Genomic DNA, 26,175 nt, shown 5'->3' with positions numbered 1-26,175 from the left:
CATAGTCTCGATGGACCATTGGCTGGTCATAAACCACAATCAAACCGGACCGTTCAGGCGGGGCAATCACGGCTCCCGAAGTCCTCCTGTCGGGCCCGGAAGGCCGCCAGCGTCGCCTGTCGATCAATCCGCGCTGTCGCACCAACAGCGGCCTTTGTGCGCTCACGCTTGTCGCCAAGGGCGCTGGCATCGGTCATTTTGCCCAGCTTTGCAGTCGTCTCCGAACTGCGCGACGGGCGCCTTCGCAACCTGCTTCCCGGCTGGAACGAGCGTACTGGACCTGTGTCCTTGGTCTGGTCGCCGCTCGCGCCGAGAAAGCGGCGTGTGAAATCGCTGATCGGCTGCCGTGCGGCAGGCTTTCCGGCTTGGGCCGGCGCTCAGCAGGCCTGACCAGTCGCATGGTAGGCGACTGCCACAGTTACGGAATTGTCCGGCGCGAACGATGCGGGACAAGACTGTCGCCGGGCGCGGCTCACGGCCTTGCCATGCCTGGCCCGGTCGGAAAGCGCACACGCTCGCGCAGTTCGGCGAGGCGTGGTGATCGCTGCGAGTTTGTCATCGAGGGGCCAGACCGGCGACCATCGGCACAACTTTCGTGCCGAGCTCACCACCCTCGGTCCGGTCAGCCGATATCCAGCATCTTTAGCAGGCGGGAGACCTTCGGTTCGTCCGATTTCGACGGATGCAAAATCGCGCCCATGTCGCTGTCGAACCGGAAGTGGTCGGGTTTGACCCGCCACAACTCGCCCCGCTCCACATAGGCGGCCGCGAAATGATCGGGCAGGAAGCCGATGCCGGCGCCCGCCAGGATCATCATGGCCGCCGCTTCCACCTGATGAACGGTGATCCGATATGTCTGGTCGCGGAAGAACTGGGCATCGAAACGGTCCAGATAGCCGCGCGCAATCCGGTCGAACTGCTCGACATCCTTGGCCGCCAGCTTCTCGGGCGGCACGCCGAAAAGGTCGTGGCCGCGCCCGCAATAAAGCGAATTGGCTTCGGCATAGATCGGCACGAAGCGCAGGCCGGAAACGCGACGATGGCGCGGCCCGATCGCCAAAAGGAGATCGCCATCCTGAACCGAGCGCTCGAGCACCCGTGGCGAGCGCATGTTGATCTCAAGCTGGATCTCCGGATAGCGCTTGAGGAACTGGGCCAGTTGCCGGCCAATCGGAAAGTGCGGGTCGCCGATGATCCCGTCGGGCAAACCGATCCGCAGCGTGCCGGCCACCCCCGATCGGATCGAGGTGAGCTGGTCGCGAAACTCCTCGAGATCGAGCAGCATGTTGATGGCCAGCCGGTAGACTTCCTCGCCGGCGGGCGTGACATGAAAGCCGCCGCGACCGCGCTCGCAAAGGCGCAGGCCCAAACGCGTCTCCAGATCGGCCATGTGCTGGCTGACCGTGGATTCGGCGAGATTGAGGCGCGCCACGGCCAGCGAAAAGCCGCCCGCGTCAACCACCGCGACGAAGATCCGCAGCAGGCGTATATCGATGTCGCTGACGCGACCGACCATGGTTCACTCGATTACTTCGACAAAATCGAAGTACAATCCGCACCATCCCGGGTCAAGGCGGTCGCACCCGCTGATAGGGTTCGGCCATGGCTGCAAATACGCCGATGCAGATATCCGACATCACAGGTACGCAGGGCGTCCGGCACGGGATCGGCCCCGGGGATCTGCCCGTCAGCGTCAAGCGCCAGGGCGAGGGGCCGACCGTTCTTCTGGTCGGCGGCACACATGGCGACGAATATGAAGGCCAGATCGTCGTTGCACAGATGGTGCGCCGTCTCGACGCGCTGGACATAAGCGGCACCCTCATCTGCCTGCCCCGCCACAATCCGGGGGCATGTCTCGCCGGACGCCGCACCGACCCGGCGGATGCCGGACAGGATATCAACCGCGTCTACGGAAGGGGATCGGCCACCGGCCGCGCCAAGCTCATCTCGGACTTTGTGACTGACGCCATATTGCCCCGTGCCGATTGGGTAATCGACCTGCATTCGGGCGGGGTCAGCCACGAGTTCGTTGTCAGCGGCAATGTCCAGGCTGCCGTCGGATCGGACGATGACCTGACCATGCGGCCCTATCTGCATGCGTTCGGAGCGCCCTTCTCGCTGGTGTTCGATGGATCGGATCATTCCATGCCGCACACCGGCACGCTGGAGCATCACGCAAAGAGTTTTGGCGCCCATGCCGTTTCAACCGAACTTGGCGGCGGCGGCCGCGTCAGCGCGGCATCGATGGCGGCGGCACGCGATGGCGTCATGCGGCTTCTGGGCGCGATCGGCCTGATGGAGGGGGGCGCGCCGCCGCCATCGCCGGGCCCGCTGCTCGAAATGAGCGGCGAACGGCACACGGTGACCTGCGCTGCGGCCGGCGTGATCGAGCCGGTGGCGCAACTCGGCGATGCGGTGACCAGGGGCCAGACGGTCGCCCGACTTCATCCCGACGATCTTTCCGCGCCGGTCGATCTGACCGCGCAATGCACTGGCATTTTTGCCTGCATCGCCGCAACAGGACGATGCGATGCCGATATGGAGGGCAACACTGTGATCGGTTATGTCTGCGAGACCATCACCAAGGGCTGGCCGGCGCGATGAACTGGACACTGTTTTCGATCGGCGCCAACGGCTGGGGCGACGAACTGCTCTGGGGCTTTGCCCTGACGATGACGCTGGCCATTGCCGCCTATGTGATCGGCACGGTCATCGGGCTTTTTGCGGCCTTGGCGCTATTGTCGAAATCGCGCATCCTGCGGCCGGTTTCAGCGGCATACGGCACGATCTTTCGCAGCGTGCCCGAGCTTCTCATCCTGTTTCTGACCTACTACGGCGCCGCGCTGATGATCCGTTCGACGTTCGCGCTGATCGGCATCGACCTGCGCGTATCGCTGGATGCTTTCACGGCCGGCGTCGTGGCGCTGGCGCTCGTGCATGGCGCCTATACGGCCGAGGTGTTTCGCGGCGCGATCATATCCGTGCCGACCGGACTGCGTGAAGCAGCCCGCTCGCTCGGCATGACACCGTTCGTGACATTCCACAGGATCGTTTTTCCCGTCGCCCTGCGATACGCCTTTCCCGGCCTGTCCAACCTGTGGATGGTGATGATCAAGAACACCCCGCTCGTCTCCGCGATCGGTCTTGCCGATCTGATCGGGCAGGCCAACACCGCCGGGCAGAACACCAAACACTATTTCGCGTTCTTCACCGCTGCGCTGATCGCATATCTGCTTGTGTCCGCCGTCTCGCTCTGGGGGCAGATCCGGCTCGAACGCAACCTGACGCGCCATTTGCCCAAACAGGGGAGTTGGTCGCCATGATCATGGATTTCGAGACGCTTCTCTCCACCCTGCCGGGCTTCGCCGAGGGTCTCGCCTGGACGCTTTTCCTGACCGTGTCGGTTCTGTTCTTCGGGATGATCATCGCCTTGATGATCGTGCCCTGCCGGCTTTCGCGGAACCGGGCGGCAAACGGGTTCGGCCTGACGTTCGTCTTCGTTTTTCGCGGCGCGCCGCTGCTCGTTCTGTTGTTCCTGATCTACTATGGCGTGCCCGAACTGCCGATCGTGCGCGACACGTTTCTGTGGCATGCGTTCCAACATCCCGTTTTCTGCGCGATCCTGGCCCTGTCGCTCAATTCCGCCGGCTATCTGACGGAAGTCATCGTCGGGGCAGTGCGTGCCGTCCCCCGGGGTGAGATCGAAGCGGCCCATGTCGCCGGGCTGTCGCGATGGACCGTCATCAAGGGGATCATCGCACCCAACGCGATCCGATTGGGTCTGCGCAACTACGGCAACGAGATGATCTTCGTGGTCAAGGCGACTTCCATCGCCAGCCTGGTGACAATCCAGGAATTGATGGCCAGAGCAAGCGGTGTCTACTATCGGACCTACGACCCGATCACGCCGCTGCTCATCGCCGGCGCGATCTTCCTGGTTCTGATCCTGGCGCTTAGCAGTTTCATGGCCTTGCTGGAGGTCCGCTTGTCGCCGGAACTCCGGCGCAAGGCGGAAAGGGCCCGGCCGCGCGCCGGAAAGACCGCCCCCGGGCTTACGGCCGTTGATGGGCCATCGCTCCCACAAACTCCAGGAACCGGTCGCTGACACCGCCGCCGAACATCTGCCGGCTGGTTCCCGATGCGACCACATATCCTTTTTCCATGAAGAGCACGCGGTCGGCGATACGCCGGGCGAAGCCCATCTCGTGGGTGGCGCACAGAACCGTCATCGGGCGTCCGCTGAACCGGCCTTCGGCCACTTGCGTCAAGAGATCGAGAATGCCGGCGATGGTCTCGGGGTCGAGCGACGCCGTCGGCTCGTCGAGCAGCAGCAATTCCGGATCGCCGATCAGTGCCCGTGCGATGGCGATCCTTTGCTGTTGGCCGCCCGACATTTCGAACGGGTATCTGTCCGCCAATCCATGGCAACCCACCAGTTCGAGAAGGTCCCTGCCGCGTTCGTTCAGTTCTGCTTCGCTACCCAGACGCAATTCACGAGCCGCGAAGGTGATGTTGTCCAACGCCGTGCGCATCGAATAGAGATTGAAGCTTTGAAAGATCATCGCCATGCGCCGGCGCGCCTTGCTCCACTGCCCGGGCGTGGCCGGTACCGATCCGAACAGCTCGAACCGCCCGCTTCGATCCGAAAGCAGCCCTGCGCAAACGCGCAACAGGCTGGTCTTGCCCGAACCGGACGGGCCGATCAGCACGATCTTCTCGCCCTTGCGGATCGTCAGATCGATGTCGGTCAGGACCGGAAAATCCCCGATCCGGACGTTCAGCCCGGCGGCCTCGACAACCGGTTCACCCGGCATGGGATTTGGCGAACGCGTCGATGCGCTCCAGCCCCATGTCCAAATCGGACCGGTCGACGCCGAACCCGATCCTGATGTGCCGGGGAATGCCGAACCAGTCGCCGGCGCACACGAAGACACCGGTCCGGTCCCGCAGTTCGTGCACGAACCGTTCGGAGTCCATGTCGAGATCGTATGCCACGAACGCCATGCCGCTGGCTTCAGGTTGCACCAATGACCAGCCGTTGCGTCCGCGCAACCAATCTTCGACCCGGCCGCGTCCAGCCGACAGGATTTGGCGGCCGCGCGCCAGCAGCCGGTCGCGCACCGGATTGGTCAGCGCCCGCCGCGACAGTTCCTGGGCCAGCGGTCCTGTCCCGATGGTCGTGTAGTCCTGCCGTTCATGCATGCGCTTGACCAGATCGGGCGGCGCGATGCACCATCCCATGCGGAGACCCGGCAACCCGAACGATTTGGCAAGACCTCCGGTGGCGATCACCTTGCCGCCAAGGCCCCATGCGGTGGCGGGCGGTCGCCCGTCGATTTCCGATCCGCGGTAGATTTCATCGACCAGAAGCCAGACACCGGCCTTCTCCGTCAGCGCGGCCAGGGCGCGGCGCGTCTCGCCGCGCATCAGCACGCCGGTGGGATTGTTGGGGTCGCACAGCGTAACCAGCTTTGTCGCCGGCCCTATCGCCGCGCGAACATCGTCCATGTCCGGTTGCCAACCGTTTTCCGGCCGCAGCGGAACGCGCGTGACCTCGACCCCGAGCGCCCGCGCAAGTCCGTCCAGCTGCATGAAGTTGGGCGTCAGCATGACCATGTGATCGCCCGGGTCGGCGAGGCTCATCAGCGCCAGCATGTTGGCCTCGCTGGTGCCGTTGGCGATGAGAACGTTTTCCGCCGACGACGCCGGATACCAGTCGGCCACGGCCTGCCGCAGCGCCGGCGTCCCGTCCGTGTAGCCATAGCCCAGCGGCAGGTCGCGAATGGCGTCCATCTCGTCCGGCGGCACCAGATCGGCCATGGTCGCGTGATGGACGCCGCTTTCGGTCAGATTGATCTCGACCTCGTTTTCGTAGAGCGTCTGGCTGCGTTCGAGCAGAAACGTGTCGATCTTCACTGCGCCGCCTCCAACGATCGCGCCAGCCGCGCGAGAACCGCCTTGGCGATCGCAATGTCCTGCACCGCGACACCGGTCAGGTCGCTGACCGTGATCGCATCGTCACCGACCCGGCCCGCATGGCCGCCATCGATGATGGTTCCAAGTTCGATCACATCGTCCTCGCCGATCGCACCGGCACCAAGTGCATGAAAGATTTCGCCCCGTTCCTGGCACTGGGCGATGCTGTCGGCGACGACAAGATCGGCGCGGCCGAGAAGATCGGGCGACAGTTCGTTCTTGTCCGGCGTGTCCGAACCCATCGCGGTGATGTGTGTGCCCGGCGCGATCATGTCGGCCGACAGCAACGGCGTCTCGGCCGGTGTCGTCGTGACGATCAGCCGGCAGTGTCTGGCAACGTCGTCCGGAGAGCCAGCCTCCTCCACCGCATAGCCCATCGCCGCGATGTCGCGCGCAGCCGCGTTGCGCGAGGCGTCGCGCCGTCCCCAGATCATCAGCCTGCGGCATGGAGTGACCCGCCGCAGATAGTCGGCCTGCAACCTTGCCTGAACGCCGCTTCCGATGATGCCGATGCAACCGACATTTTTCGGAGCCAGATGCTTGGCTGCGACTGCGCCGGCGGCCGCCGTCCGGTGGTTGGTCAGTTCCCCCTCCTCCAGAAGCACGGCCTCGACCATGCCGGTCTTCTGGCTCAGCACAAGCATGCAGCCGCCAAAGGGCGGCAGTCCCAGCGCGGGATTGCCGAAGAAGCCGGTCGCGACCTTGATGACGAACACATCGTCGCCGCGCACCGCGCCATATTTGATGTGCATCTCGCCATGCACGTCGGGAAACAACAGCTCGCCGACCGGCGGAACCGTCACCTCGCCGCGCGAAAAGGCCGCAAAGCCCGCTTCCACCTCGGACACAACGTCCACATCGGGCAGCGCCGCGACGATCTCGTCGAGAGAAAAGACCGATGTCACCGTCATCACGCAACTCCCGCGTGGCGGGCCACGATCTCGAAGGCCTTGACGAGCCCGCGGAACGTGGCGCGGGTCGCGTCCTCGCGCAGCCGGCCGTCACCGTCGATCATGCCGAGGCCCGGCCCGATCAGCACATTGCCGCCATAGATGGTGGTGCCGGCCTGCCCCATCGCCATGCACGCCGCATCGATCGCATTGGTTCCGGCCACCAGATCCTCCAGATTGTAGAGCGGCAGTCCCTTGTCGCCGCCCTTCCATGTNGGGAAACCCGTCGAGTTCTTCCATCAAGATGCGGTGCATGCCGTCCACCGGATCGGTGACGCGCGTCGGCTCGTTCACCATCATGCGCAGGAAGGCGAGCATGCCAACCAGCGAATCGCGCCCCGGATCGTGCATCGAAAAGACGCCCTTGCCATAGGACGAGGTGCCGCCGCTGCGCGGGCCGATCCATCCCATCGACTTGCGGATCACATTCATCGGTTCGGCCTTGCCGATCATCAGCCCGCCAATGGGTGACCGGCCGGCCTTGTCCATCGAATAGATCATGATGTCGGCATCGATGGCGCGCGGGTCGATGCCGACGATCGGCAGACAAGTCGCGCAATCGACGATGTACGGCACGTCCCAGTCGCGCGCCAGGCCGCCCAGCCGCTTCATCAGTTCGGGAGCCCCCTCGCCCGTCTGGCCGAAACCCCATCCGGGCGTGTCGTAGCCAACCGCATGCACCGCCGAAACATAGGCGCTGTGGCGGCTCGCCGTACGCTCCATCGCGGCCATCGTGCCGTCGACATCAAGACCCGTCATCAGGGCCACCGTGTTCTGGCGCACGCCATGGATCTCGTATTTGACGCCCGGCGCCCGGACGAACAGCGTATCGAGATTGGTAAGGCTCTTGCCGTCAATGCCGAGTTCGCCGCCGGCGACGGTCCTGTCCATGGCGAAGTGCCGGTATTTGGGCGGAAACGCCCGGCCATAGCCGCCGCCCCATTCGGCGTCTTCACCGTAGATCTGCAGCGAGCGGGCGCGGTACTGGTCGCCCTTGCGCATGGAAGGTGGCGCAACAAGCGTCTCGAAGGCGACGCGCAGCGACGCCTCGGCGGTGTTGGTCACGCACACATCGTACTCGTCGCCATAAACGTCCTTGACCAACACCCGCATCTCGTCGGCGATCTGCACCGCCGGCAGCACATCGACCCGGTTGGCCTCGGCGATCGCGTCCATGACATAGTCGGGAAGCCGGGCCGGACAGCCGGACGACCCCTGGTAGGTTCCGACCGCGCCGGCGAACCGGTCAAGGCCCTCGGCTTGGGCGAAATCCGCCGCCTCGCGTTCGATGTCGGGAATCGCGTCGTAAAGCGATTGATACCACTGATGCAGATACATGGCCGTCCTGTGGATTGGGAAAAAGGCGGAGCGGGGCCGCAGCCCCGCCCGTTTCGATGCTCCGGGACTATTGGTCCCAGAGCATGTCGGCGCGCAGGTTCATGCCTTCCGGGAACCATCTGGCGGCAATCGTGTCGAACGTGCCGTCGGCATAGATTTCGCGCAGGGCGGTGTTCACCCGCTCGCGCAATTCGTCATCGCCCTTGCGGAACATCGCGCCCGCGCCGCTGCATGTGATGCAAAAGCCGCTGTGTACGATCTCGAAATCGGCGCCCTCTGGCTTGCCGAGAAACTCCCGGATCGGCGTTTCGGCCTCCAGCGCGCCGACGATCCGCCCCGCCTGCATGTCCGCGGCGATCTGATCGAAACGCTGATAGCCTCGGAACTCGATATCGGGATAGTTCTCGGCCATGAATGCGCGAACGCCGGCCGACGCCTCATAGCCGCCGATCGTCTTGCCCGCCAGATCGTCGGGGAAGGTGGTCACCTCGCCCTTGCGCGCGACGAATGCGTCCTTGACGTTGAAATAGGCCAGAGAGAAATCGGCGACCTTCTTGCGCTCGTCGGTGATCGACATGGCCGAGAAGATCATCCGGAACTTGTCGGCGAGCAGCGCTGCGATGGCGCCGTCGAAATCTTGCTTGACCCATTCGCACTCGGCTTCGATGCGCGCGCACACCTCGTTGCCCAGATCGATCTCGAAGCCCGAATAGGAGCCATCGGCCTCGGTCTGGCTGAAGGGCGGGTAGGACGCCTCGGTGGCGACGAGTATCTTTTCCGCGGCTGCGCCCGAGGCCGACAGGCCAAGGGCGACCAGCGCGGCGGCGCCCATTCCGGTTAGCGTTTTCATCATGTGTCTCCTTTTCGCTCGCACCGGGACGGGTGGCCCGGCGGTGTTCTGCGGAACCGAAGCCTAACGGGACGCGAGCGGCACCTTAATGGAGCGTTTGCGAAGTTCATTTCGGCAAACGGCGAAGGAAGCGATGTAGGCCCCGGGATATGACGATGCGCCATGCGCGTTTTCGACGGCCACAATGATCTGCTGTATCGGTTATGGGAAACCGGGGACCGGGATGGCGCGGCGTTTCTGACAAGCGATGGGCAAGGCCATATCGATCTGGAACGGGCACGCATCGGCGGCTTTTCAGGCGGCCTTTTTGCGGTGTTTGCCGACAGCCCGGAGTTCGAGCAGACCCTCGCATCGACCGATGCCTCGGCCATGCCCCTTTCCATGGACGATATCGAGCCGATCGGCCTGACACATGCTTCTGCCATCTGTCATGAGCAGATTGCGATCGTCCGCCGTATGAGTGCGGCGCGGCCCGATGCGCTCCGCATTTGCTCATCCACCGGCCAGATCGGGCAGGCCATGTCCGATGGCGCGGTGGCCTGCGTGCTCCATGTCGAGGGGCTGGAAATGATCGACGATCCCCGGGCGCAATTGCCGGAGCTCTACGATCTGGGCGTCCGCTCCATCGGGCCAGTCTGGTCACGGCCGAACAGGTTCGGTCACGGCGTGCCGTTCCGTTACCCTTGCGATCCGGACACGGGACCCGGCCTTACCGCCGCCGGGTTCGAACTGATCGAGATATGCCAGCAAATGGGTATCCTCGTCGATGTCGCCCACATGAATGCGGCTGGTGTTGCCGATGTGGCGTCCGTTGCGGAAACTCCGTTCGTATCCAGCCATGCGGGCGTGCATGCCATCTGCCCCGCGTCTCGAAACCACACCGATGATCAACTGCGAACCATCGCCCACTCCGGCGGACTGGTCGGCATCGTGTTGAACACCGATTTCATCCGCCGCGACGGGCGGGCCGATCCCGATACCGACCTGTCGTCGTTCGTCGACCACATCCGCCACGTCATCAATGTCGCCGGCATCGAGGCCGCAGCGTTGGGCTCTGATTTCGACGGCGGCCCTGTCGCCCGCGATTTGGCCGACTGCAGCGCCCTGCCCTCATTGGTCCGTCGGATGGAAGCCGGCGGCCTGAATGCGGCACAGATCGAAGCGGTTTGTCACGGCAACTGGTTGCGGGTCCTGAAGGAGACGATCGGCTGAACCGGGCCGCAAAACGGCCTCGGGGTCCATCGGCAACGGGTCGCGGACTTGCTGGAAGGTACCGGTGACGGCGACCGGGACGTCATGTCCTAAGGGCAGGGATTGTGCGAGACAGCGATCTGCGCGACCGACGGAACGGCCAATGTCGGCCGTCGCAAACCATATCAGCGCAACTCAAGTCGTTCGGACCGGGACAATGCAATCCGACAAAGTGCAGAATCTCGTTGAAATCGATTTCATTCTCAGTTTAACTTCCCAAATCCGTCACCAAGGGAGGAAAGTGATGTCACATTTCATGAAGAAGGCGCTCGCAACGGTCTCGGTTCTGGCAGCAGCCACCGGTGCCACGCTTGCGGACGACTTTACCATCGGCCTGACCAATGGCTGGGTCGGTTCGGAATGGCGCACCCAGATGATCGAGGAAGCGCAGGCCGCCGCCGCGGCGTGGGGTGAGCGCGGCGTCGATGTCGAGGTGGTCGTCCAAAGCTCGAACGTCGATGTGCCCGGCCAGATCGCGCATGTGCGCAACTTCATCAGTCAGGGCGTCGATGCCATCATCATCAACCCCAACAGCCCGACCGCTTTCGATCCGGTCTTCGCGCAGGCCGCCAGTGCCGGGATCCTGGTGATCTCGACCGACGCCGAAGTGTCCTCCCAGGACGCCATCTATGTCGGCATCGATCAGAAGGGCTGGGCCGAGGCGAGCGCCCGATGGCTGGCCGAGACGCTGGGCGGTGAGGGTACGGTGGTCGCCATCAACGGCGTCGCCGGCCATCCGGCCAACCAGATGCGCGTTGAAGGCTACACGGAGGTTTTCGGCGAATATGACGGCATCGAGATCGTCAATGAGGTCAACGCCAACTGGGATCAGGCGCAGGGTCAGCAGGCGATGCAGAACCTTCTCGCCACCTATCCCGATATTGACGGCGTCTGGGTGCAGGACGGCATGGCCGCCGGCGCCTGGCGGTCGATCATGGACGCCGATCGCGTCGATGAAATCGCCGCCACGGGTGAAATCCGCAAGGACTTCATCGATCTGTGGGTCGAAAACGACTTTACGTCGGGCGCTTCGGTCAACCCGCCCGGCGTGATGGCCAGCGCGCTCAATGTTGCGGTCTTCATGCTGCAGGGGCGCGAACTGAAGGAGCCGGCCGATGATGGCGTGTACGGCAACGCGCTGTATCTGCCGATCCCGTTCATCGATGGCAACAATGTCGCTGAGGCCGCCTCGGCACTTGACGGGCAGCCGGGCCACTATTCCTATTCGAGTTCCTTGAGCATCGAGGAAGCCGAAGCGCTGTTCCAGTAAGCGCAAGGACGTCGGGGCCGGCGCATTCGTGCTGGCCCGCAGACGGGCGGTGCACTGGGAGATCAACACAATGGCCAAACTGCAGGTTCGCGGTGCGCGCAAGGCCTATGGCGCAACCATTGCCCTCAAACGCGGCGACATGGTGCTGGAGAGCGGCGAAGTGCACGTGCTTATCGGCTCCAACGGTTCCGGCAAGAGCACCCTGTGCAAGATCATTTCCGGAAGCGTGCGGCCCGACGCCGGCGAGGTGATTATCGATGGCCGGCCCGTGACCGTCACAGGCCCGCAGATGGCGCGCGAGCTGGGCATTGGCATCTTCTATCAGGAGCTGAGCCTGGCTGCGCATCGGACCGTGGCCGAGAACATCTCCCTGGCGCGATTGCCGGCCAATGCCGGTGTCTTTGTCGACCATGCGGCAGTCGGCGCGACCGCGGAGCGATATATGGCGCCATTTGCCGACGTACTGGGCGATGGCTTTGCCGCGGACACGCCCGTCGTCAAATTGCGCGCCGATCAGCGACAGCTCGTCGAGATCATGAAGACACTGGCAACCGAGGCGCCGGTCCTGATCTTCGATGAGCCCACCTCGGCGCTTGACAGCGCCCAGGTCGAGCGCTTCTTCGATGTGCTGCGCAAGCTGCGCGGCGAAGGGCGATCGATCATCTTCATCTCCCACCGGATGGACGAGATCTTCGCCATCGGCGACCGGGTGACGATCATGCGCGACGGTGAGACCGTGACGACGATGGCGCTTTCCGATGCCGACCATGACATGGTGATCCGCGCGATGGTCGGCGGTCAGGAGGCCCTCATCGCGACGGGCAATGCCGACGATGAAGGAACCCGCCGGACCGGCAAGACAATCCTGTCGGTCCAGAATATCTCCGGCCCTGGGTTTTCCGAAATCAGCTTTTCGGTTGCAGCCGGCGAGATCGTTGGCTTCGGCGGATTGCACGGCCAGGGCCAGTCTTCGGTCTTGCGCGCCCTGTTCGGCGCGAGCCGCCGGCAAGCGGGTACGATCACGCTGAACGGCACACCCTACACGGCCACCGCGCCGCGCGCGGCCATCCGCCAGGGCATGGCCTATATCTCGGGCGACCGCGGACATGACGGTGTCATCACGGACCGGCCGATCCTTGAAAATGTCACGCCGGTGCATTTCCTCAGGAACCGGCTGACGTTTGCTTTTCCCGGTCGCTTGCGAGCGGCCGTGCTGCCCGCGTTACAGGCGCTGCGGACGAAGTATGCGACGCTTTCCCACCCGATCAGTTCTCTGTCTGGAGGCAACCAGCAGAAGATCGTCATCGCGCGCTGGTTGACCGATCCGCCCCAGGTGCTGCTGCTTGACGATCCGACAAAGGGCATCGATTTGGCGACCAAGACGGAACTGTTCGCGCTGATCCGCGAACTCGCCGAAAAGGGTATGGCGATCATCCTTTATTCGTCCGAGGACAGTGAATTGCTCACCAATGCCGACCGCATCCTGGTGTTCAGCGGAGGCGCGATCGCACGCGAACTGACCGGCGCGGACCGGACGCGGTACAACCTTTACCATGCCGCCTACGAGGCCGCTTGATGAGTGGTCTCGTTGCACAACCGGGCGCTGGCGCCCACACCGGGATCGGCCGCATTTTCGAGCGCTTTCCGTTCCTGCCGGCGTTTGTCATCCTGATCGCGCTCTTGGTGCTCAACGGCCTGTTCGAGCCCAACAGCCTGTCGTTCGGCGCCCTGACCGGACTGGTCAGCACCTATCTGGCCTTGATGCTGCTGGCGGTGGCGCAGACCTACGTCGTCTATGCCGCCGACATCGATCTGTCGGTCGGCGCGATATTGTCGCTGGTCAATGTGTCCATCATCGTTCTGATGCAGCTGATGGGCGGCTCGGCACTGTCGGTTCTGGTGGCCTGCTTCGCGGGCATCGGCATCGGCCTCGCCTGCGGCATCTTCAATGGCATCATAGTCGCCGGTCTGCGCCTGCAGCCGATCGTTGCGACCTTTGCCACGTCGATCATCTTTACCGGCATCGCGCTCTACATCATGCCGGTCTCCGGCATCCCTGCGCCGAGCGTCTACTGGCGCACCTACGGCGGCCGGCTCTTCGATGTGCCGTTCGTCATCTACCTGGCGGTCGCTGTGGCGGTGATCCTCTATGTGATCGCACGCACGCGGCTCATCACCCAGCTGCTGGCGGTCGGCGACAACCAGCAATCGGCCTACCAGTCGGGTTTGCCTGTCACCATGACGCGCATTCGCGGCTATGCGCTGTGCGGCGTGTTCGCGGCGCTGGCCGCACTGTGCATCACCGGCGATACGGCCAGCGGCGACCCTCTGGTCGGCGGTGCGATGACACTGAACAGCGTCGCGGCCGTCGTGCTGGGCGGGACGGCATTGTCCGGCGGTGTCGGCTCGGTTGCCGGATCGGTGATCGGTGCGCTGATCATCGGCCTGGTCAACTCGCTGGTCTTCTTCGTCGGCACGCCCTCGGAATGGCAGAACCTTGTGCAGGGCCTGGCCATACTGGTCGCTTTGACGGTGGGTATCCTCGTCTCGCGGAGGGCCGGCCAATGAGCGCCGCCGAACCCGGCATTGGACGAACCGCCGCTCTCTCCGCCGAGCGCCTCGTGCGGCAGCCCATCATCGTCGCGCTCGCGCTGATTGCCGCCCTGCTGGTCGCCGGCGAACTTCTGTCGCCGGGCTTTGCGTCGGGCGAACAGATCCTCCGTCTGCTCATCGTTGCAGCCCTGCTCGGCATCGTCGCTGCGGGGCAGAACCTGGTCATTCTTGGTGGCCGCGAGGGCATCGACCTGTCGGTCGGCGGTGTCGTGTCGCTCAGCGCGATCGTCGCCGGCAACATCATGAACGGGGCCGATGCCGGCATCGTGCCGGCGATACTCGCCTGTGTCGCCATCGGCGGGCTGTTCGGCCTCATTAACGGCGTCGGCGTGACACTGCTGCGCATTCCGCCGCTGGTGATGACGCTGGGCATGCTTGGCGTCCTGCAAGGACTTTTGGTCGTCGTCCGCCAGGGCATACCCTCGGGCAATGCGGCGCCGGCCCTGTCGGGTTTTGTCACCCAGCCCTTTCTTCTGGGGCTGCCGGGCATCATCTGGCTCTGGATCGGCATCGGCGCGTTCATGGCCTTTCTGCTGCGACGGACCGTGTTCGGTCACCGCATCTATGCCATCGGCTCCAACGAGCACGCGGCCGCGATGGCCGGGGTGCCGGTACGCCTGATGCGCGTGTCCCTGTTCATCTTGTCGGGCATGTTCGCGGCGATCGCCGGCATCTGCCTGCTCGGCTATTCGGGCCAGTCCTTTGCCAATGTCGGCGAGCAGTACATGCTGCCGTCCATCATCGCCGTGGTCTTCGGCGGCACGCCACTGTCGGGCGGCAAGGGCGGCTACACGGGAACCATGGCCGGCGCCGTTCTGTTGGTGATCCTGCAGTCCATCCTGACGACGATCAACATCGACGAAGCCGGCCGCCAGATTGTCTTCGGTGCGACGCTCCTGGTGCTGATGCTGTTCTACGGCCGCGGCCGGGCCATGCGGGGCTGAAAGTTGGCTGGACGTCCGAAGATCAAGGACATCGCCGATATGGTCGGCGTCTCGCCGGCCACGGTGTCGCGTGCGCTGGCCGGAACCGGGCTTGTCGCCGAGCCGACGCTGTCGCGAATTCGAGAAACCGCCGCCGCCCTCGACTACCGCCCCAATGTCAGTGCCCGAAATCTGCGCACGCAAAGATCGATGGCGATACTTCTGGTCGTCCGCGATGCGGGCAACCCGTTTTATCTCGAGGTCTTCAAGGGGGTCGAGGCGGCGGCGCGAGAGGCCGGTTACTCGGTGCTTATGGGCAATACCGAGGACGATCCGGTGCGCGAGACCGAGTATTTCGCCATGCTTGGCGATGGCCACGCCGACGGGATGATCCTGATGACAGGCAAGCTGCCCGCGCCCAACGACACACGCGCGACAGGCGACGAGCCGGTGGTCGTGGCGCTCGAAATGGTCGAGGGTTCGGGATATCCGCATGTGGTCATCGACAACCATGCTGCCGCGCTTTCTGCGGTCAATCATCTGATCGAACTGGGCCACCAGAATATCGCGCACATCACCGGCCCTTTGCCGGAACCGATGAGCCAAAGACGCATGGAAGGCTACCGCACTGCCATGAAGCTGGCCGGGCTGGCCATCCGCGAGGGGTTCGAGCAGCGGGGCGATTACCTGCTCGAATCAGGTGTGCAATGCTGTCGCGCCCTGCTCGCATTGCCCGTGCTGCCGACCGCGATCTTCTGCGCAAATGACGAGATGGCGTTCGGTGTCATCGGTGAATTGAACCGGCAGGGTGTTTCGGTGCCGGATGATGTGTCCGTGGTCGGCTTCGACGACCTGTTCCTGAGCGCCGCGTTCCAACCGCCCCTCACAACCGTCAGCCAGCCGCGCGCCGATATCGGTCGCCAGGCGATGACAATCCTCTTGTCCCGGCTGTCTGGCGCTGCCGTGCCCGATGAACCGGTGGTCGTCGCCACCCAACTCAAGGTCCGCGGAACCACGGCACCGCCAAAAAGCCTGACAACACAACACCAAGGGAGACACCAATGACCAACCTGCCGAAATCGAAGCTGCGCATCGGTCTGATTGGCACCGGCTTCATTGCCCAGTTTCATCTGCGTTCGATGGTTGGTGTCCGCAATGTCGAAGTCACCGGCGTCTACAGCCGCAAGGCGGAAAACCGCCAGCGCATTGTCGATCTGGTGACGGAACTGGAGCTGGGCACCTGCACCGCGCATGGCTCGCTCGAGAAGATGCTGCAAGCCGATGATATCGACGCCGTGTGGATTTTGACGCCCAACAACACGCGCCTGGACATCATGCGGATAATCCACGCCGAAGTGACGTCGGGGCGGAGCAAGGTCTTTGCCGTCGCCTGCGAAAAGCCGCTCGCCCGCACCATTGCCGACGCGCGCGAGATGCTGCGGCTTGCCGAGGACGCCGGCCTCAACCACGGCTATCTGGAAAACCAGGTGTTCTCGACGGCGGTGCTGCGCGGCAAGGAAATCGTCTGGCGCCGGGCCGCCTCGACCACCGGGCGCCCGTACCTGGCGCGCGCCGCCGAAGAGCATGCCGGTCCGCATGAAGCCTGGTTCTGGAGGGGCGACAAACAGGGCGGCGGCGTGCTGTCGGACATGATGTGCCATTCCGTCGAGGTCGCCCGTCACCTGCTCACCAAGCCCGATGCGCCGCGCAAGTCGCTGACCGTCAAATGGGTCAATGGCACGGTCGCCAACCTCAAATGGACGCGGCCGGCCTATGCCGACCAACTGCGCGAACGCTATGGCGAAGCGGTCGATTACCGCAACCGGCCTGCGGAGGACTTCGCGCGCGCCACCATCCTGCTTGAAGACGAGGATGGCCTGGAACTGATGATCGAGGCGACAACGTCCTGGGCCTATGTCGGTGCCGGTCTGCGCATCCAGCTCGAACTCCTGGGTCCGGAATACTCCATGGAGTTCAACTCTCTTTCGACCGGTCTCAAGGTCTTCATGTCGCGCGCGGTCACCGGCGCGGAGGGTGAGGACCTGGTCGAAAAGCAGAATGCCGAGCAGGGCCTGATGCCGGTGCTGGAAGACGAGGCCGGCATCTACGGCTACACCGATGAAAATCGCCATATGGTCGAGCGTTTCCGCAAGGGCGAACGGCCGGACGAGACATTCGAGGACGGCCTTGCAGTCGTCGAGATCCTGATCGGCCTTTACCGGTCCGCGGAACTTGGACAAACCGTGCATTTCCCGGCCGGCGACCTTGAGGATTATGTCCCCCTGGTCGCCCGGGCCGGCGACTGAGCGATGGCCGTCAGCGGCGTTCGTGCGCGATGAAGGCGGCGTCCATCCTGGTGATCGGCAACGTCAACGTCGATCTCGTTCTCGGCAAGATCGACGATTGGCCGGACTTCGGAACGGAGATCGTCGTCGATCACAGCGAGATGCGGGCCGGCGGTTCCGCCGGCAACACGGCCCTCGCCCTCGGCGGCATGGGAATCGGCCACCGCTTGATCGCGGCCACCGGCGATGACGTTTTCGGCGCGTGGCTGCGTGACGCGTTCGACGAGGAAACCTGCGACTGGATTGTCAGCCCGGGCGCGACGACGGTGACCGTCGGCATAGTCCACGCCGACGCCGATCGGGCCTTCTTCACAACGCCCGGACATCTGATGCGCGCGGACACGCGCATGGTCATGCGCCGGCTGACCAAAGCACCGCATTCGCATGCCTGGGCGATCATTGCCGGCGGCTTTCTGATGCCGGACCTGATGCAGAACACGACCGGCTTGATCGACGCGCTCAAGGGGCTGGGATGGCAAGTGGCAATCGACCCCGGATGGCCGCCGGACGGGTGGAGCCAAGCCGTCCGGTCCATGATGCGGCAATGGCTCGCGACGGCCGATGCCAGCCTTTTGAACGAGGACGAAGTCGTTCAACTGGCCGATGCTCAAAGCGTTGAAGCTGCCGCGGAAGAAATTGTCGCACGCGCCGGCGCCGACCACCTTCTCGTCCTCAAGCGCGGCCCCGATGGCGCCCGTGCGCACCATCGCGGCGCGATCCGCGAAGCAACAGCCCCCGAGGTCGAAGTCATCGATACGGTCGGCGCGGGCGACACGTTCAATGCCGCTTTTCTCGCGGCGCTGGCCAATGGCGATGATGTTGCGACGGCGCTGGCACGCGGCGTTCGTACGGCGAGCCGGGCCATCTCGACATCTCCGAGACGCTATGGCGATTAGAGCACTTCATCGTGCGGCTGAACCGGTCTCATGAAAGGCTGGTCTATGCTGCGACCATGACGTGCCGAACGGCTGTGTAATCCCCCAACGCTTGGAGCGACATGTCCTTGCTGGCCTGGGTCGCCCCTTGGTGACTCAGAAAGGCAGCCGACCCCCGGCATGGATTTGGGCCTCCGGCTGGCCGACCCGATGGACAGCGGATTTTGGCGGGAATTGCGATGGCACCGGGCTCCGACGCACCGAGGCCGCCGCAAGTCTCCCCGGTCTACGGCACGACGGCGCCGGCGCGCGAAAGCGCGTTCCAGATGCGGGCGTGCAAGTCCGGCGCGTCCTCGGCGCGCTTGCGCGCGACGATCTGCATCTCCAGGCCGCCGAGCTGGCCGCTGAGATCGCTCAGCCGTTCGTCTCGAAGATCGGCCTGCGCGAGAGCCTCCGGAACCCAGGCGACGCCGACGCCGGCGGATGCCATCTGCATGGCGGCCAATGTCAGCGCCGTCTCCGCGACGATGTTGAGCCGGCACTGACGTTCGAGGCGCGGGAAGATTTGGCGTTCAACGACAATGCCCAGAAACACGTCGGCGGGATAGGCGATCACGTCCAGACTGCCGGTGTGAAAACGCCACAGCATCTCTTTGACGCTCTGCGTCCCGTAAACCGGGATGAGCCTTTCGTTTGCGATGAAGGCCTCCATCGTCATTGCGGCGCGGTGGTCGGAATTGTCAGAGTCGAGACTGTAGGTAATCGAGAAATCGGCCTGGCCGGTGAGCAGCAAGGCCTCGCATTCGTCAAGGTTGGCCGACCGCAGACGCACATGTGCCTTGCCGAGGCCGGAAATCAGCTTGACGATCTGTGGGCCGAGCGNTGATCAGACTGCGCTGCTGGCGCGCCGCCTGCCGCAATTGCTCCTCGTGATTGCGCAAGGCGGTCGCAGGCCGGTTCGGCTTCGACCGGCGGTCGATCAGTGTGACATCCAGCAATATCTCAAGTGTCTGGATTCGTCGCGAAAACGCCGATTGCGAAACATTGCGCATCGCTGCCGCTTCCACGACCGATCCCGTATCGAGCAGCGCAATGATGTCGTCGATCCAGTCAATCCTCATGCTGACTCACTCCAATATGCATTTCTTGCATGTTATGGCTTCAAAAATGCATTTGAATGTCTGGAAACACCGTGTCAACATCCTTCGAAAGTCCAAATAGGAGATGTCATTCATGCATTTTTCGCGTTTTCCGCGGGTGCATCTGGCACACTTGCCGACCGCACTTGAGCCCATGGATCGGCTCTCCGAGACGCTTGGCGGTCCACGTATCTGGATCAAGCGCGACGATTGCACCGGCATGTCGACCGGCGGCAACAAGACGCGAAAACTCGAATTCCTGATGGCGGAAGCGCAGGCTCAGGGTGCCGATCTGGTGATTACCCAAGGCGCCACGCAATCCAACCACGCGCGCCAGACCGCCGCGTTTGCGGCGCGCCTGGGCATGGATTGTCACATCCTGCTGGAGGATCGGACCGGCTCCAAGGACCCGAACTACAACAACAATGGCAACGTCTTCCTGAATTTTCTGCACGGGGCAACGGCCGAGAAGCGGCCCGGCGGCCTCGACATGAACGCGGAGATGGAGGCGGTCGCCGACGGATTCCGCGCGAGCGGGCGCAACGTTTATACGATCCCGGGGGGCGGGTCGAACGCGACGGGCGCTTTGGGCTATTCCAATGCGGCCATGGAACTGGTCCAGCAGGCCAATTCCATGGGCTTGAAGATCGACAGGATCGTCCATGCAACGGGCAGCGCAGGCACCCAGGCCGGGTTGATCGTCGGGCTGAAGGCGATCAACGCCAACATTCCGCTTCTCGGCATCGGCGTCCGGGCGCCGAAGCCGAAGCAGGAGGAAAACGTCTACAAACTGGCCGTCGCAACGGCCGAAAAGCTGGGCTGTCCGGGCGTGGTCGCGCGCGAAGACATTGTCGCCAACACTGACTATGTCGGCCAAGGATATGGGATTCCGACGCCCGAATGCCTGCAGGCCATAGAGATGTTCGCGCGGCTGGAAGGGATCCTGCTGGACCCGGTCTACTCCGGCAAGGGCGCGGCCGGCCTCATCGACCTCGTCGCCAAGGGCGAATTTGCCGACGATCAGAACATCGTCTTCCTCCACACCGGCGGCGCGGTCGCGCTGTTCGGCTATACCGACGCATTCGGCTACGAAAAGCCGGTCATGCAGGCGGCCGAGTGAGCGGAGGCACGGTGTTGGACCCCTTCCGCGGCAGTTTTACCCAGCAAGAGGCTCTGCCAGAAGCGGCGGTGGCGGCCGCCATCGACGTGATTCGCGGCGGTCGCCTTCACCGGTACAATGTCGCGGAAGGCGAACAGAGTTCCGTTTCGCGTCTCGAGCGTGCCTTTGCGGACTATCTGGGCGCCAGATACTGCCTCGCCTGCGCGTCGGGCGGTTATGCGATGTCGCTGGCTTTGCGGGCCGCCGGCGTCGGGCCCGGAGACCGGGTTTTGACCAACGCATTCACACTGGCCCCGGTGCCCGGTGCGATCGCCGGCGTCGCGGCCCGGCCCGTTCTGGTCGACATTACCGAAGACCTTGTCATCGATCTTGAAGACCTGCGGCGCAAGATCGCATCGACCGGCGCCAGGGTTCTGCTGCTGTCCAACATGCGCGGTCATCTGTGCAACATGGACGCGCTCGTCGCCCTTTTGGATGATGCCGGCATCGTGCTCATCGAGGATTGCGCCCATACGATGGGCGCCGGCTGGAACGGCAGGCCCAGCGGCAGCTTCGGCCTGGCGGGGTGCTTCTCGACCCAGACCTACAAGCATCTCAACTCCGGTGAAGGCGGGCTGCTGACCTCGGACAATGCCGAATTCATGGCCCGCGCGATCATGCTGTCGGGCTCGTACATGCATTATGAGCGCCATGGCGCAGCGCCCCCCAGGGAGGCATTCGACGCCATCAGGCTTGAAACGCCGAACATGTCCGGCCGCATGGACAATCTGCGCGCCGCGATATTGCTGCCGCAACTGGCCGCGCTTGACGAGAACACCCGCCGCTGGAACGCGCGGTACGACCTTCTGGCAACCCGCCTCTCCGCAATTCCCGGTGTGGTCCTGCCGAACCGCCCGCAGGCAGAAGCCTATGTCGGCAGCTCGATCCAGTTCCGTCTTCCCTGGGTCGACGAGGCTTCTGCCAGGGAATTCATCGCCGCCAACAAGGTCCTGGGTGTCGAACTGAAATGGTTTGGCGATGCCGACCCGACCGGATTCACCTCCAACCATCACAGCTGGACCTACATCGAACCGCAAGACCTGAAACAAACCGACCGGGTTCTTGCCGGCCTGTTCGACATGCGCATCCCGCTGACCTTCACGCTCGACGATTGCGAGCATATTGCCGGTATCATCGCCCACACGCTGGCCCACATCTCGTTGGACGGGGCAGCATGACATCCCGAAAAGCCACAATCGGCGTTCTGGGCGGCATGGGCCCGGAAGCCACGATCCTGTTCATGCAGAAGATGCTGGACGCCGTGCCCGCCAATGACGATTGCGACCATGTCCCGCTGATCGTGCACAACAACACGCAGGTGCCGTCGCGGATCAGGGCACTGATCGAAGACGGCGGTGAAGCCCCGGGGCCGGTGTTGGCTGCGATGGCCAAGGATCTCGAGGGCGCCGGCGCCGATGCGCTGGCAATGCCCTGCAACACCGCACATCACTATGCGCCCGTGATCGCCGAGGCGGTTTCGATCCCCTTTCTCGACATGGTGCGGCTGGCATCGGGCAAGGCGCTAGAGCAAACGGCGCCTGGCGCGCGCATTGGCGTTCTGGGGTCGCCCGCCTTGCAGGCCACGCGTGTGTTTGAGGGTCCTTTCGCGCAGGTTGGCCTGACGCCGATCTACGGCAACGACGCCGACGCGCGTCTTGACATCATCCGCAGCGTCAAGAAGCGCGGCGTCACGCCAGACGCGATCGGCGCCTTGCAGGTCTCAGCCGATCGCCTGGTGGAGCGCGGCGCCGATGTTCTGATGGTCTGTTGCACCGAGTTCTCACTGATTGCCGACCGTTTGCGCAACAAAGCGATGCTGTTCGACACGCTCCAGGTGCTCGTCGATGCATGCGTCGCGTTCTCAACCGGCGACTCCCAATCCAGCGAAGCAGCGCGCGGGTCGAGCGCAGCTTCCGTGCCCCCAAAATCCGACCATCTGGGAAAGGAAAACCTGCCATGCTGAACAGCAAATCCCGACTGATGATCGCGACGGCGCTCGTCTCGATGAGTTCCGTTTCTGCGGCCCAGGCCGCCGATCTGGTGCTTGGTGTGCCGAACTGGCCGGCAGCCAACGCGACCTCCAACATCCTCAAGGTGGTCATCGAAGAGAATTTCGGCCTGGAAGTGGAGCTGCAAAGCGGCACAAACCCGATCATATTCGAAGCCATGGATGCCGGCTCGATGCACCTGCATCCGGAGGTGTGGCTGCCCAACCAGGCCAATCTCCACAACAAATTCGTCAACGAAAACAAGACCGTCGTGATGAACGAGAACCCGGTTCAGGCGGTACAGGGCATGTGCGTGACACAGCACACCGCCGACACCTACGGCATCACCTCGATCAATGACCTGACCGATCCCGACAAGATGGCGATCTTCGACAAGGACGGAAACGGGACGCCGGAAGTGTGGATCGGTGCGCCGGGCTGGGCATCGACGGTCATCGAGAAGATCCGGGCCAAGTCCTATGGCTACGATCAGACCATGGAGCTGAAGGAGTATGACGGCACCGTCGCATGGGGTGAGCTGGGCGCAGCGGCAGCGGCTGACGAGCCATGGATGGGCTTTTGCTACGAGCCGCACTTCATCTTTGTCGCCTACGACCTTGTCTATCTCGACGAACCGCCGCACGATCCGGACACATGGACCATCATCCAGCCGACCGACGACCCGCAATGGCTGGAGAAGTCGTCGGCATCGACCGCATGGAAGGGCGCAACGCTTCATCTGCACTACGCGGCGTCCATCCGCGACGACTTCCCTGAAGTCGCCGCGATGCTCGACAGCTACCAGATGCCGCCGGAAGTGCTCAGCCAGGCCGGCTATGCCCTGTCCGTCGAGGATGTGGACGTGGAAGAGTTCGCCAGGAACTGGGTGGCCGAGAACGAAGACATCGTGCTCGGCTGGCTGACGAACTGACCTTGTCGCCGGACTGTCGCGGAACGCCCGTTCCGCGACAGCGCCCCACCGGGCAGACGCCCTGACAATCCACTGCGAGTTCATATGGCTGAGACCGTCGTCGAACTGTCCAATGTCTGGAAAGTTTTTGGTGAGCGTGCCGATGAGACGATCGCCGATGCCGAACGAACCAACCTCTCCAAGACCGAAGCTCTGGAGAAGTACCAGACCGTCATCGGCGTGCGCAGCGCCTCGTTTTCGGTCGCCCGCGGCGAGATCTTCTGCATCATGGGGCTGTCCGGCTCGGGCAAGTCGACGCTCGTTCGGCACGTGAACCGGCTCATCGAGCCGAGCGCCGGTTCCATCAAGGTGCTTGGCACCGATGTCGGGGCGATGGGCAATGCCGAACTGCGCCAGATGCGGGCCCGCCACATCGGCATGGTCTTCCAGCACATGGCACTGATGCCACATCGCTCGGTGCGCGAGAACGTCGCCTATCCGCTTGAAATCCGGAAGATTCCCAAGTCCAGGCGATGGGCGATTTCCGACTACACGCTCGGACTGGTCGATCTGACCGGCTACGAAGACCGCCTGCCACGCGAGCTGTCCGGAGGCATGCAGCAGCGCGTGGGTATCGCCCGGGCGCTTGCCAGCGACCCGGAAATCCTGCTGATGGATGAGCCGTTCTCGGCGCTCGACCCGCTGATCCGGCTGCAATTGCAGGACCAGTTCAAGGCGCTTGTGCGCGACCTCAACAAGTCGACGCTGTTCATCACCCACGATCTCGACGAGGCCATCCGCATCGGCCACCGAATTGCGATCATGAAGGACGGCGTCATCGTCCAGATCGGCACCCCCGAAGAGATCGTCACCAAACCGGCCGACGACTATGTGCGCGAGTTCGTGCAAGGCATTTCCCGGCTGAAACTGGTGCGGGCGCACACGATCATGGAGCCCCTGGCCGATGGCTCAGCATCGGCCGGCGCCATCCGCGTCGAAGGCGACCAGGACCTGGATTCGCTCATCGACGTCGCCGTTGGCAGCGAACATCCGTTGATTGTCACCGAGGCCGGCCAGGATGTCGGCATCATCACCAAGACCACATTGCTGCGCGGCATTCAGGGAGGCCGGTGATGAACGTTCAACCATCGCAAACCGACGTGCAGGCTCCGGCCGCCAAGGCGTCGTCGGTCAAGGATATCGAGGTCGATCGCAACGAGCTGGATCGCTCCATTGCCGACTTCGTGGATCGCAATCCCGACTATTACGCAAACGCGTTCCACACCATTCACGACACAACGGCCGGAATACCGCGGACCTTCAACTGGGCCGCCGCCCTTTTCGGCCCGTTCTGGTCGGCAGCACGCGGCGTGTGGGGTTTCTTCTGGGCCTTCTTGATTTTGGAGATCATCGCCTGGGTGCAGATCGGACGCGGCACCTGGGGTGAATTGGGCGCCGACGCCATGGCGCAAGCCGAGCGTCAGGCGGCGCGCGCCGAGGAGTTTCTCCTCCAGGCGCAGGCAGCGCGCGATGCCGGCGAGGACCCCAGCCGGTTCGAGACACTTGCAAGCAATCTCACGCGGGCCGCCGAGCGGAGCCGCGAGACGGCCGAAGCGGCGGCCGCCGACGCGTTCATGATCCTGCTGTCCGGATTGGCGTTGCTTGTCGTTTTGCGTCTTGTACAGGGCATCTGGTCGAACGTCGTCTATGAGAAGCAGTACTCCCGCTGGCGCGTGGCGCCGGGCGCCGTACCCTCGGGCTACCGCACGCCCAACATCGTATTCGGAGTTGCGCTTGGCCTGGTCATCATGCCGCTGACCGTCTACCGCTTCACCATAGAGAACATTCCGGACTGGCTGACGGCGTTTCCGGCCGATCCGGACCATTATGGCGCAACCGCGCGCTGGCTCGAAGCGGTGATCGACGATGCGGCGCGCAGCGGCGCGGGCGCGTTCGACGGCATCGTGCTTGTCGTAAGGCAGATCCTCGACACCATCTCCCTTGCCCTGATCGGCACACCCTGGCCGGTGATCATGGCCGTGATCTGCGTCTTTGCCTGGCGCGCGGCAGGTCCTCGCGTGGCGATCTTCACGGCCGCCGCGCTCGCCTATATCGCGCTGCTGGGCTATTGGGAGATCGCGATGGAAACGGTTGCGCTCGTCGGCGCCGCGGTGGTCCTGTGCGTCGTCATCGGCATTCCGCTGGGCATCTGGTTCGGCAAATCCCAGCGCGCCTACAGGTTCGCCGAACCGGTTCTCGACCTGATGCAGACATTGCCGGCTTTCGTCTATCTGATCCCGATCATCGCGTTCTTCGGAACGGGCAATCCGCCCGGCATTCTGGCAACGATCATCTTCGGCATGCCGCCGGTGATCCGCCTGACCGCGCTCGGCATGCGCGGCGTGCCCGAGAGCATCAAGGAGGCGGCAACCGCGTTCGGCGCTTCGCGCTGGCAGTTGCTGAAGGATGTGGAACTGCCGCTCGCGCTGCCTTCGATCATGACCGGCGTGAACCNTCCTGGAAGCGTTGCAGTTCGCCGCCAAGGGGCCCGGTCTTCTGGGAGGGTTCGCCATCCTGTTCGTCGCCAT

23 protein-coding genes and 1 pseudogene are annotated in these 26,175 nt (G+C 63.8%); 17 read left to right on the top strand and 7 right to left on the bottom strand.

Annotated elements, in window-relative coordinates; genetic code table 11:
- Positions 1-622: 622 nt before the first annotated feature.
- Positions 623-1,516 (bottom strand): LysR family transcriptional regulator, encoded by an 894-nt coding sequence (locus DEM25_RS07035; RefSeq protein WP_109765668.1) that lies wholly within the window; start codon positions 1,514-1,516, stop codon positions 623-625.
- A gap of 86 nt (positions 1,517-1,602) precedes the next feature.
- Between DEM25_RS07035 and DEM25_RS07030 the strand changes: the two genes are divergently transcribed.
- From DEM25_RS07030 to DEM25_RS07020, 3 genes are read left to right on the top strand one after another with little or no spacing between them, the layout of a single operon-like run.
- Positions 1,603-2,604 carry a succinylglutamate desuccinylase/aspartoacylase family protein gene (locus tag DEM25_RS07030; RefSeq protein ID WP_109765669.1) on the top strand — a complete coding sequence of 334 codons (1,002 nt, stop codon included), beginning with the start codon at positions 1,603-1,605 and terminating at the stop codon, positions 2,602-2,604.
- Positions 2,601-3,323 carry an ABC transporter permease gene (locus DEM25_RS07025; RefSeq protein WP_158585193.1) on the top strand — a complete coding sequence of 241 codons (723 nt, stop codon included), beginning with the start codon at positions 2,601-2,603 and terminating at the stop codon, positions 3,321-3,323. The genes DEM25_RS07030 and DEM25_RS07025 overlap by 4 nt, the downstream gene beginning before the upstream one ends.
- A complete protein-coding gene (locus DEM25_RS07020) occupies positions 3,320-4,105 on the top strand; it encodes an ABC transporter permease (RefSeq protein WP_120222657.1) in 786 nt (261 codons plus the stop codon). The genes DEM25_RS07025 and DEM25_RS07020 overlap by 4 nt, the downstream gene beginning before the upstream one ends.
- On the opposite strand, the gene DEM25_RS07015 is transcribed toward DEM25_RS07020, so the two are convergent.
- The 4 genes from DEM25_RS07015 to DEM25_RS06995 all read right to left on the bottom strand — a co-directional run bounded on the left by DEM25_RS07015 (position 4,053) and on the right by DEM25_RS06995 (position 9,114).
- Entirely contained in the window at positions 4,053-4,814 is a 762-nt protein-coding gene (locus DEM25_RS07015) for an amino acid ABC transporter ATP-binding protein (RefSeq protein ID WP_109765672.1), read from the bottom strand. The two genes, DEM25_RS07020 and DEM25_RS07015, sit on opposite strands and share 53 nt — an antisense overlap.
- Entirely contained in the window at positions 4,804-5,916 is a 1,113-nt protein-coding gene (locus tag DEM25_RS07010; protein WP_109765673.1) for an aminotransferase class I/II-fold pyridoxal phosphate-dependent enzyme, read from the bottom strand. The genes DEM25_RS07015 and DEM25_RS07010 overlap by 11 nt, the downstream gene beginning before the upstream one ends.
- Positions 5,913-6,887, bottom strand: coding sequence for a Rossmann-fold NAD(P)-binding domain-containing protein (locus tag DEM25_RS07005; protein ID WP_245412787.1), 975 nt, complete (start codon positions 6,885-6,887; stop codon positions 5,913-5,915). The genes DEM25_RS07010 and DEM25_RS07005 overlap by 4 nt, the downstream gene beginning before the upstream one ends.
- 1,444 nt (positions 6,888-8,331) lie before the next feature.
- Positions 8,332-9,114 (bottom strand): transporter substrate-binding domain-containing protein, encoded by a 783-nt coding sequence (locus tag DEM25_RS06995; protein WP_158585192.1) that lies wholly within the window; start codon positions 9,112-9,114, stop codon positions 8,332-8,334.
- A gap of 162 nt (positions 9,115-9,276) precedes the next feature.
- On the opposite strand from DEM25_RS06995, the gene DEM25_RS06990 reads away from it, so the two are divergent.
- From DEM25_RS06990 to DEM25_RS06955, 8 genes are all read left to right on the top strand, one after another.
- A complete protein-coding gene (locus tag DEM25_RS06990; protein WP_109765676.1) occupies positions 9,277-10,326 on the top strand; it encodes a dipeptidase in 1,050 nt (349 codons plus the stop codon).
- A 295-nt stretch (positions 10,327-10,621) separates the two neighbouring features.
- Positions 10,622-11,635, top strand: coding sequence for an ABC transporter substrate-binding protein (locus DEM25_RS06985; RefSeq protein WP_109765677.1), 1,014 nt, complete (start codon positions 10,622-10,624; stop codon positions 11,633-11,635).
- Between the two features lie 70 nt (positions 11,636-11,705).
- A complete protein-coding gene (locus DEM25_RS06980; protein WP_109765802.1) occupies positions 11,706-13,211 on the top strand; it encodes a sugar ABC transporter ATP-binding protein in 1,506 nt (501 codons plus the stop codon).
- Entirely contained in the window at positions 13,211-14,203 is a 993-nt protein-coding gene (locus DEM25_RS06975; RefSeq protein ID WP_109765678.1) for an ABC transporter permease, read from the top strand. The genes DEM25_RS06980 and DEM25_RS06975 overlap by 1 nt, the downstream gene beginning before the upstream one ends.
- Positions 14,200-15,192, top strand: a complete 993-nt coding sequence (locus DEM25_RS06970; RefSeq protein WP_109765679.1) for an ABC transporter permease — start codon at positions 14,200-14,202, stop codon at positions 15,190-15,192. Before DEM25_RS06975 ends, DEM25_RS06970 begins: the two co-directional genes overlap by 4 nt.
- A 3-nt stretch (positions 15,193-15,195) precedes the next feature.
- On the top strand, positions 15,196-16,236 hold the full coding sequence (locus DEM25_RS06965; RefSeq protein ID WP_109765680.1) for a LacI family DNA-binding transcriptional regulator: 1,041 nt from the start codon (positions 15,196-15,198) through the stop codon (positions 16,234-16,236).
- Positions 16,233-17,477, top strand: coding sequence for a Gfo/Idh/MocA family protein (locus DEM25_RS06960; protein WP_109765681.1), 1,245 nt, complete (start codon positions 16,233-16,235; stop codon positions 17,475-17,477). The genes DEM25_RS06965 and DEM25_RS06960 overlap by 4 nt, the downstream gene beginning before the upstream one ends.
- A 29-nt stretch (positions 17,478-17,506) precedes the next feature.
- The gene (locus DEM25_RS06955) at positions 17,507-18,412 is read left to right on the top strand and encodes a carbohydrate kinase family protein (protein ID WP_109765682.1); all 906 of its coding nucleotides are present in this window, start codon (positions 17,507-17,509) and stop codon (positions 18,410-18,412) included.
- A gap of 265 nt (positions 18,413-18,677) precedes the next feature.
- Here DEM25_RS06955 and DEM25_RS06950 read toward each other — a convergent pair whose 3' ends face one another.
- Positions 18,678-19,223: a LysR substrate-binding domain-containing protein gene (locus DEM25_RS06950; RefSeq protein WP_120222655.1), complete on the bottom strand. Its 546-nt coding sequence runs from the start codon at positions 19,221-19,223 to the stop codon at positions 18,678-18,680.
- Positions 19,198-19,512, bottom strand: coding sequence for a LysR family transcriptional regulator (locus DEM25_RS06945; RefSeq protein WP_120222654.1), 315 nt, complete (start codon positions 19,510-19,512; stop codon positions 19,198-19,200). Before DEM25_RS06945 ends, DEM25_RS06950 begins: the two co-directional genes overlap by 26 nt.
- A 112-nt stretch (positions 19,513-19,624) precedes the next feature.
- Here DEM25_RS06945 and cuyA point away from each other — a divergent pair, with 112 nt between their 5' ends.
- From cuyA to DEM25_RS18340, 6 genes and pseudogenes are all read left to right on the top strand, one after another.
- On the top strand, positions 19,625-20,650 hold the full coding sequence (cuyA, locus tag DEM25_RS06940; RefSeq protein WP_109765684.1) for a D-cysteate sulfo-lyase: 1,026 nt from the start codon (positions 19,625-19,627) through the stop codon (positions 20,648-20,650).
- A gap of 11 nt (positions 20,651-20,661) precedes the next feature.
- Positions 20,662-21,867, top strand: coding sequence for a DegT/DnrJ/EryC1/StrS family aminotransferase (locus tag DEM25_RS06935; protein WP_245412786.1), 1,206 nt, complete (start codon positions 20,662-20,664; stop codon positions 21,865-21,867).
- On the top strand, positions 21,864-22,652 hold the full coding sequence (gene cuyB / locus DEM25_RS06930; protein WP_109765685.1) for a cysteate racemase: 789 nt from the start codon (positions 21,864-21,866) through the stop codon (positions 22,650-22,652). Before DEM25_RS06935 ends, cuyB begins: the two co-directional genes overlap by 4 nt.
- On the top strand, positions 22,646-23,608 hold the full coding sequence (locus DEM25_RS06925) for an ABC transporter substrate-binding protein (RefSeq protein ID WP_109765686.1): 963 nt from the start codon (positions 22,646-22,648) through the stop codon (positions 23,606-23,608). The genes cuyB and DEM25_RS06925 overlap by 7 nt, the downstream gene beginning before the upstream one ends.
- An 84-nt stretch (positions 23,609-23,692) precedes the next feature.
- Complete coding sequence (locus DEM25_RS06920) at positions 23,693-24,721, top strand: quaternary amine ABC transporter ATP-binding protein (protein WP_109765687.1); 1,029 nt, start codon at positions 23,693-23,695, stop codon at positions 24,719-24,721.
- Positions 24,721-26,085: pseudogene (locus DEM25_RS18340) on the top strand (ABC transporter permease); the annotation flags it as partial. The gene DEM25_RS06920 and the pseudogene DEM25_RS18340, both read left to right, overlap by 1 nt.
- Positions 26,086-26,175: the final 90 nt, after the last annotated feature.

The organism is Oceaniradius stylonematis (assembly GCF_003149475.2).
Classification (GTDB): Bacteria; Pseudomonadota; Alphaproteobacteria; order Rhizobiales; family Rhizobiaceae; genus Roseitalea; species Roseitalea stylonematis.
Note: the sequence above shows the minus strand (reverse complement) of the source record. Positions and strands in the feature narration are given on the sequence as shown.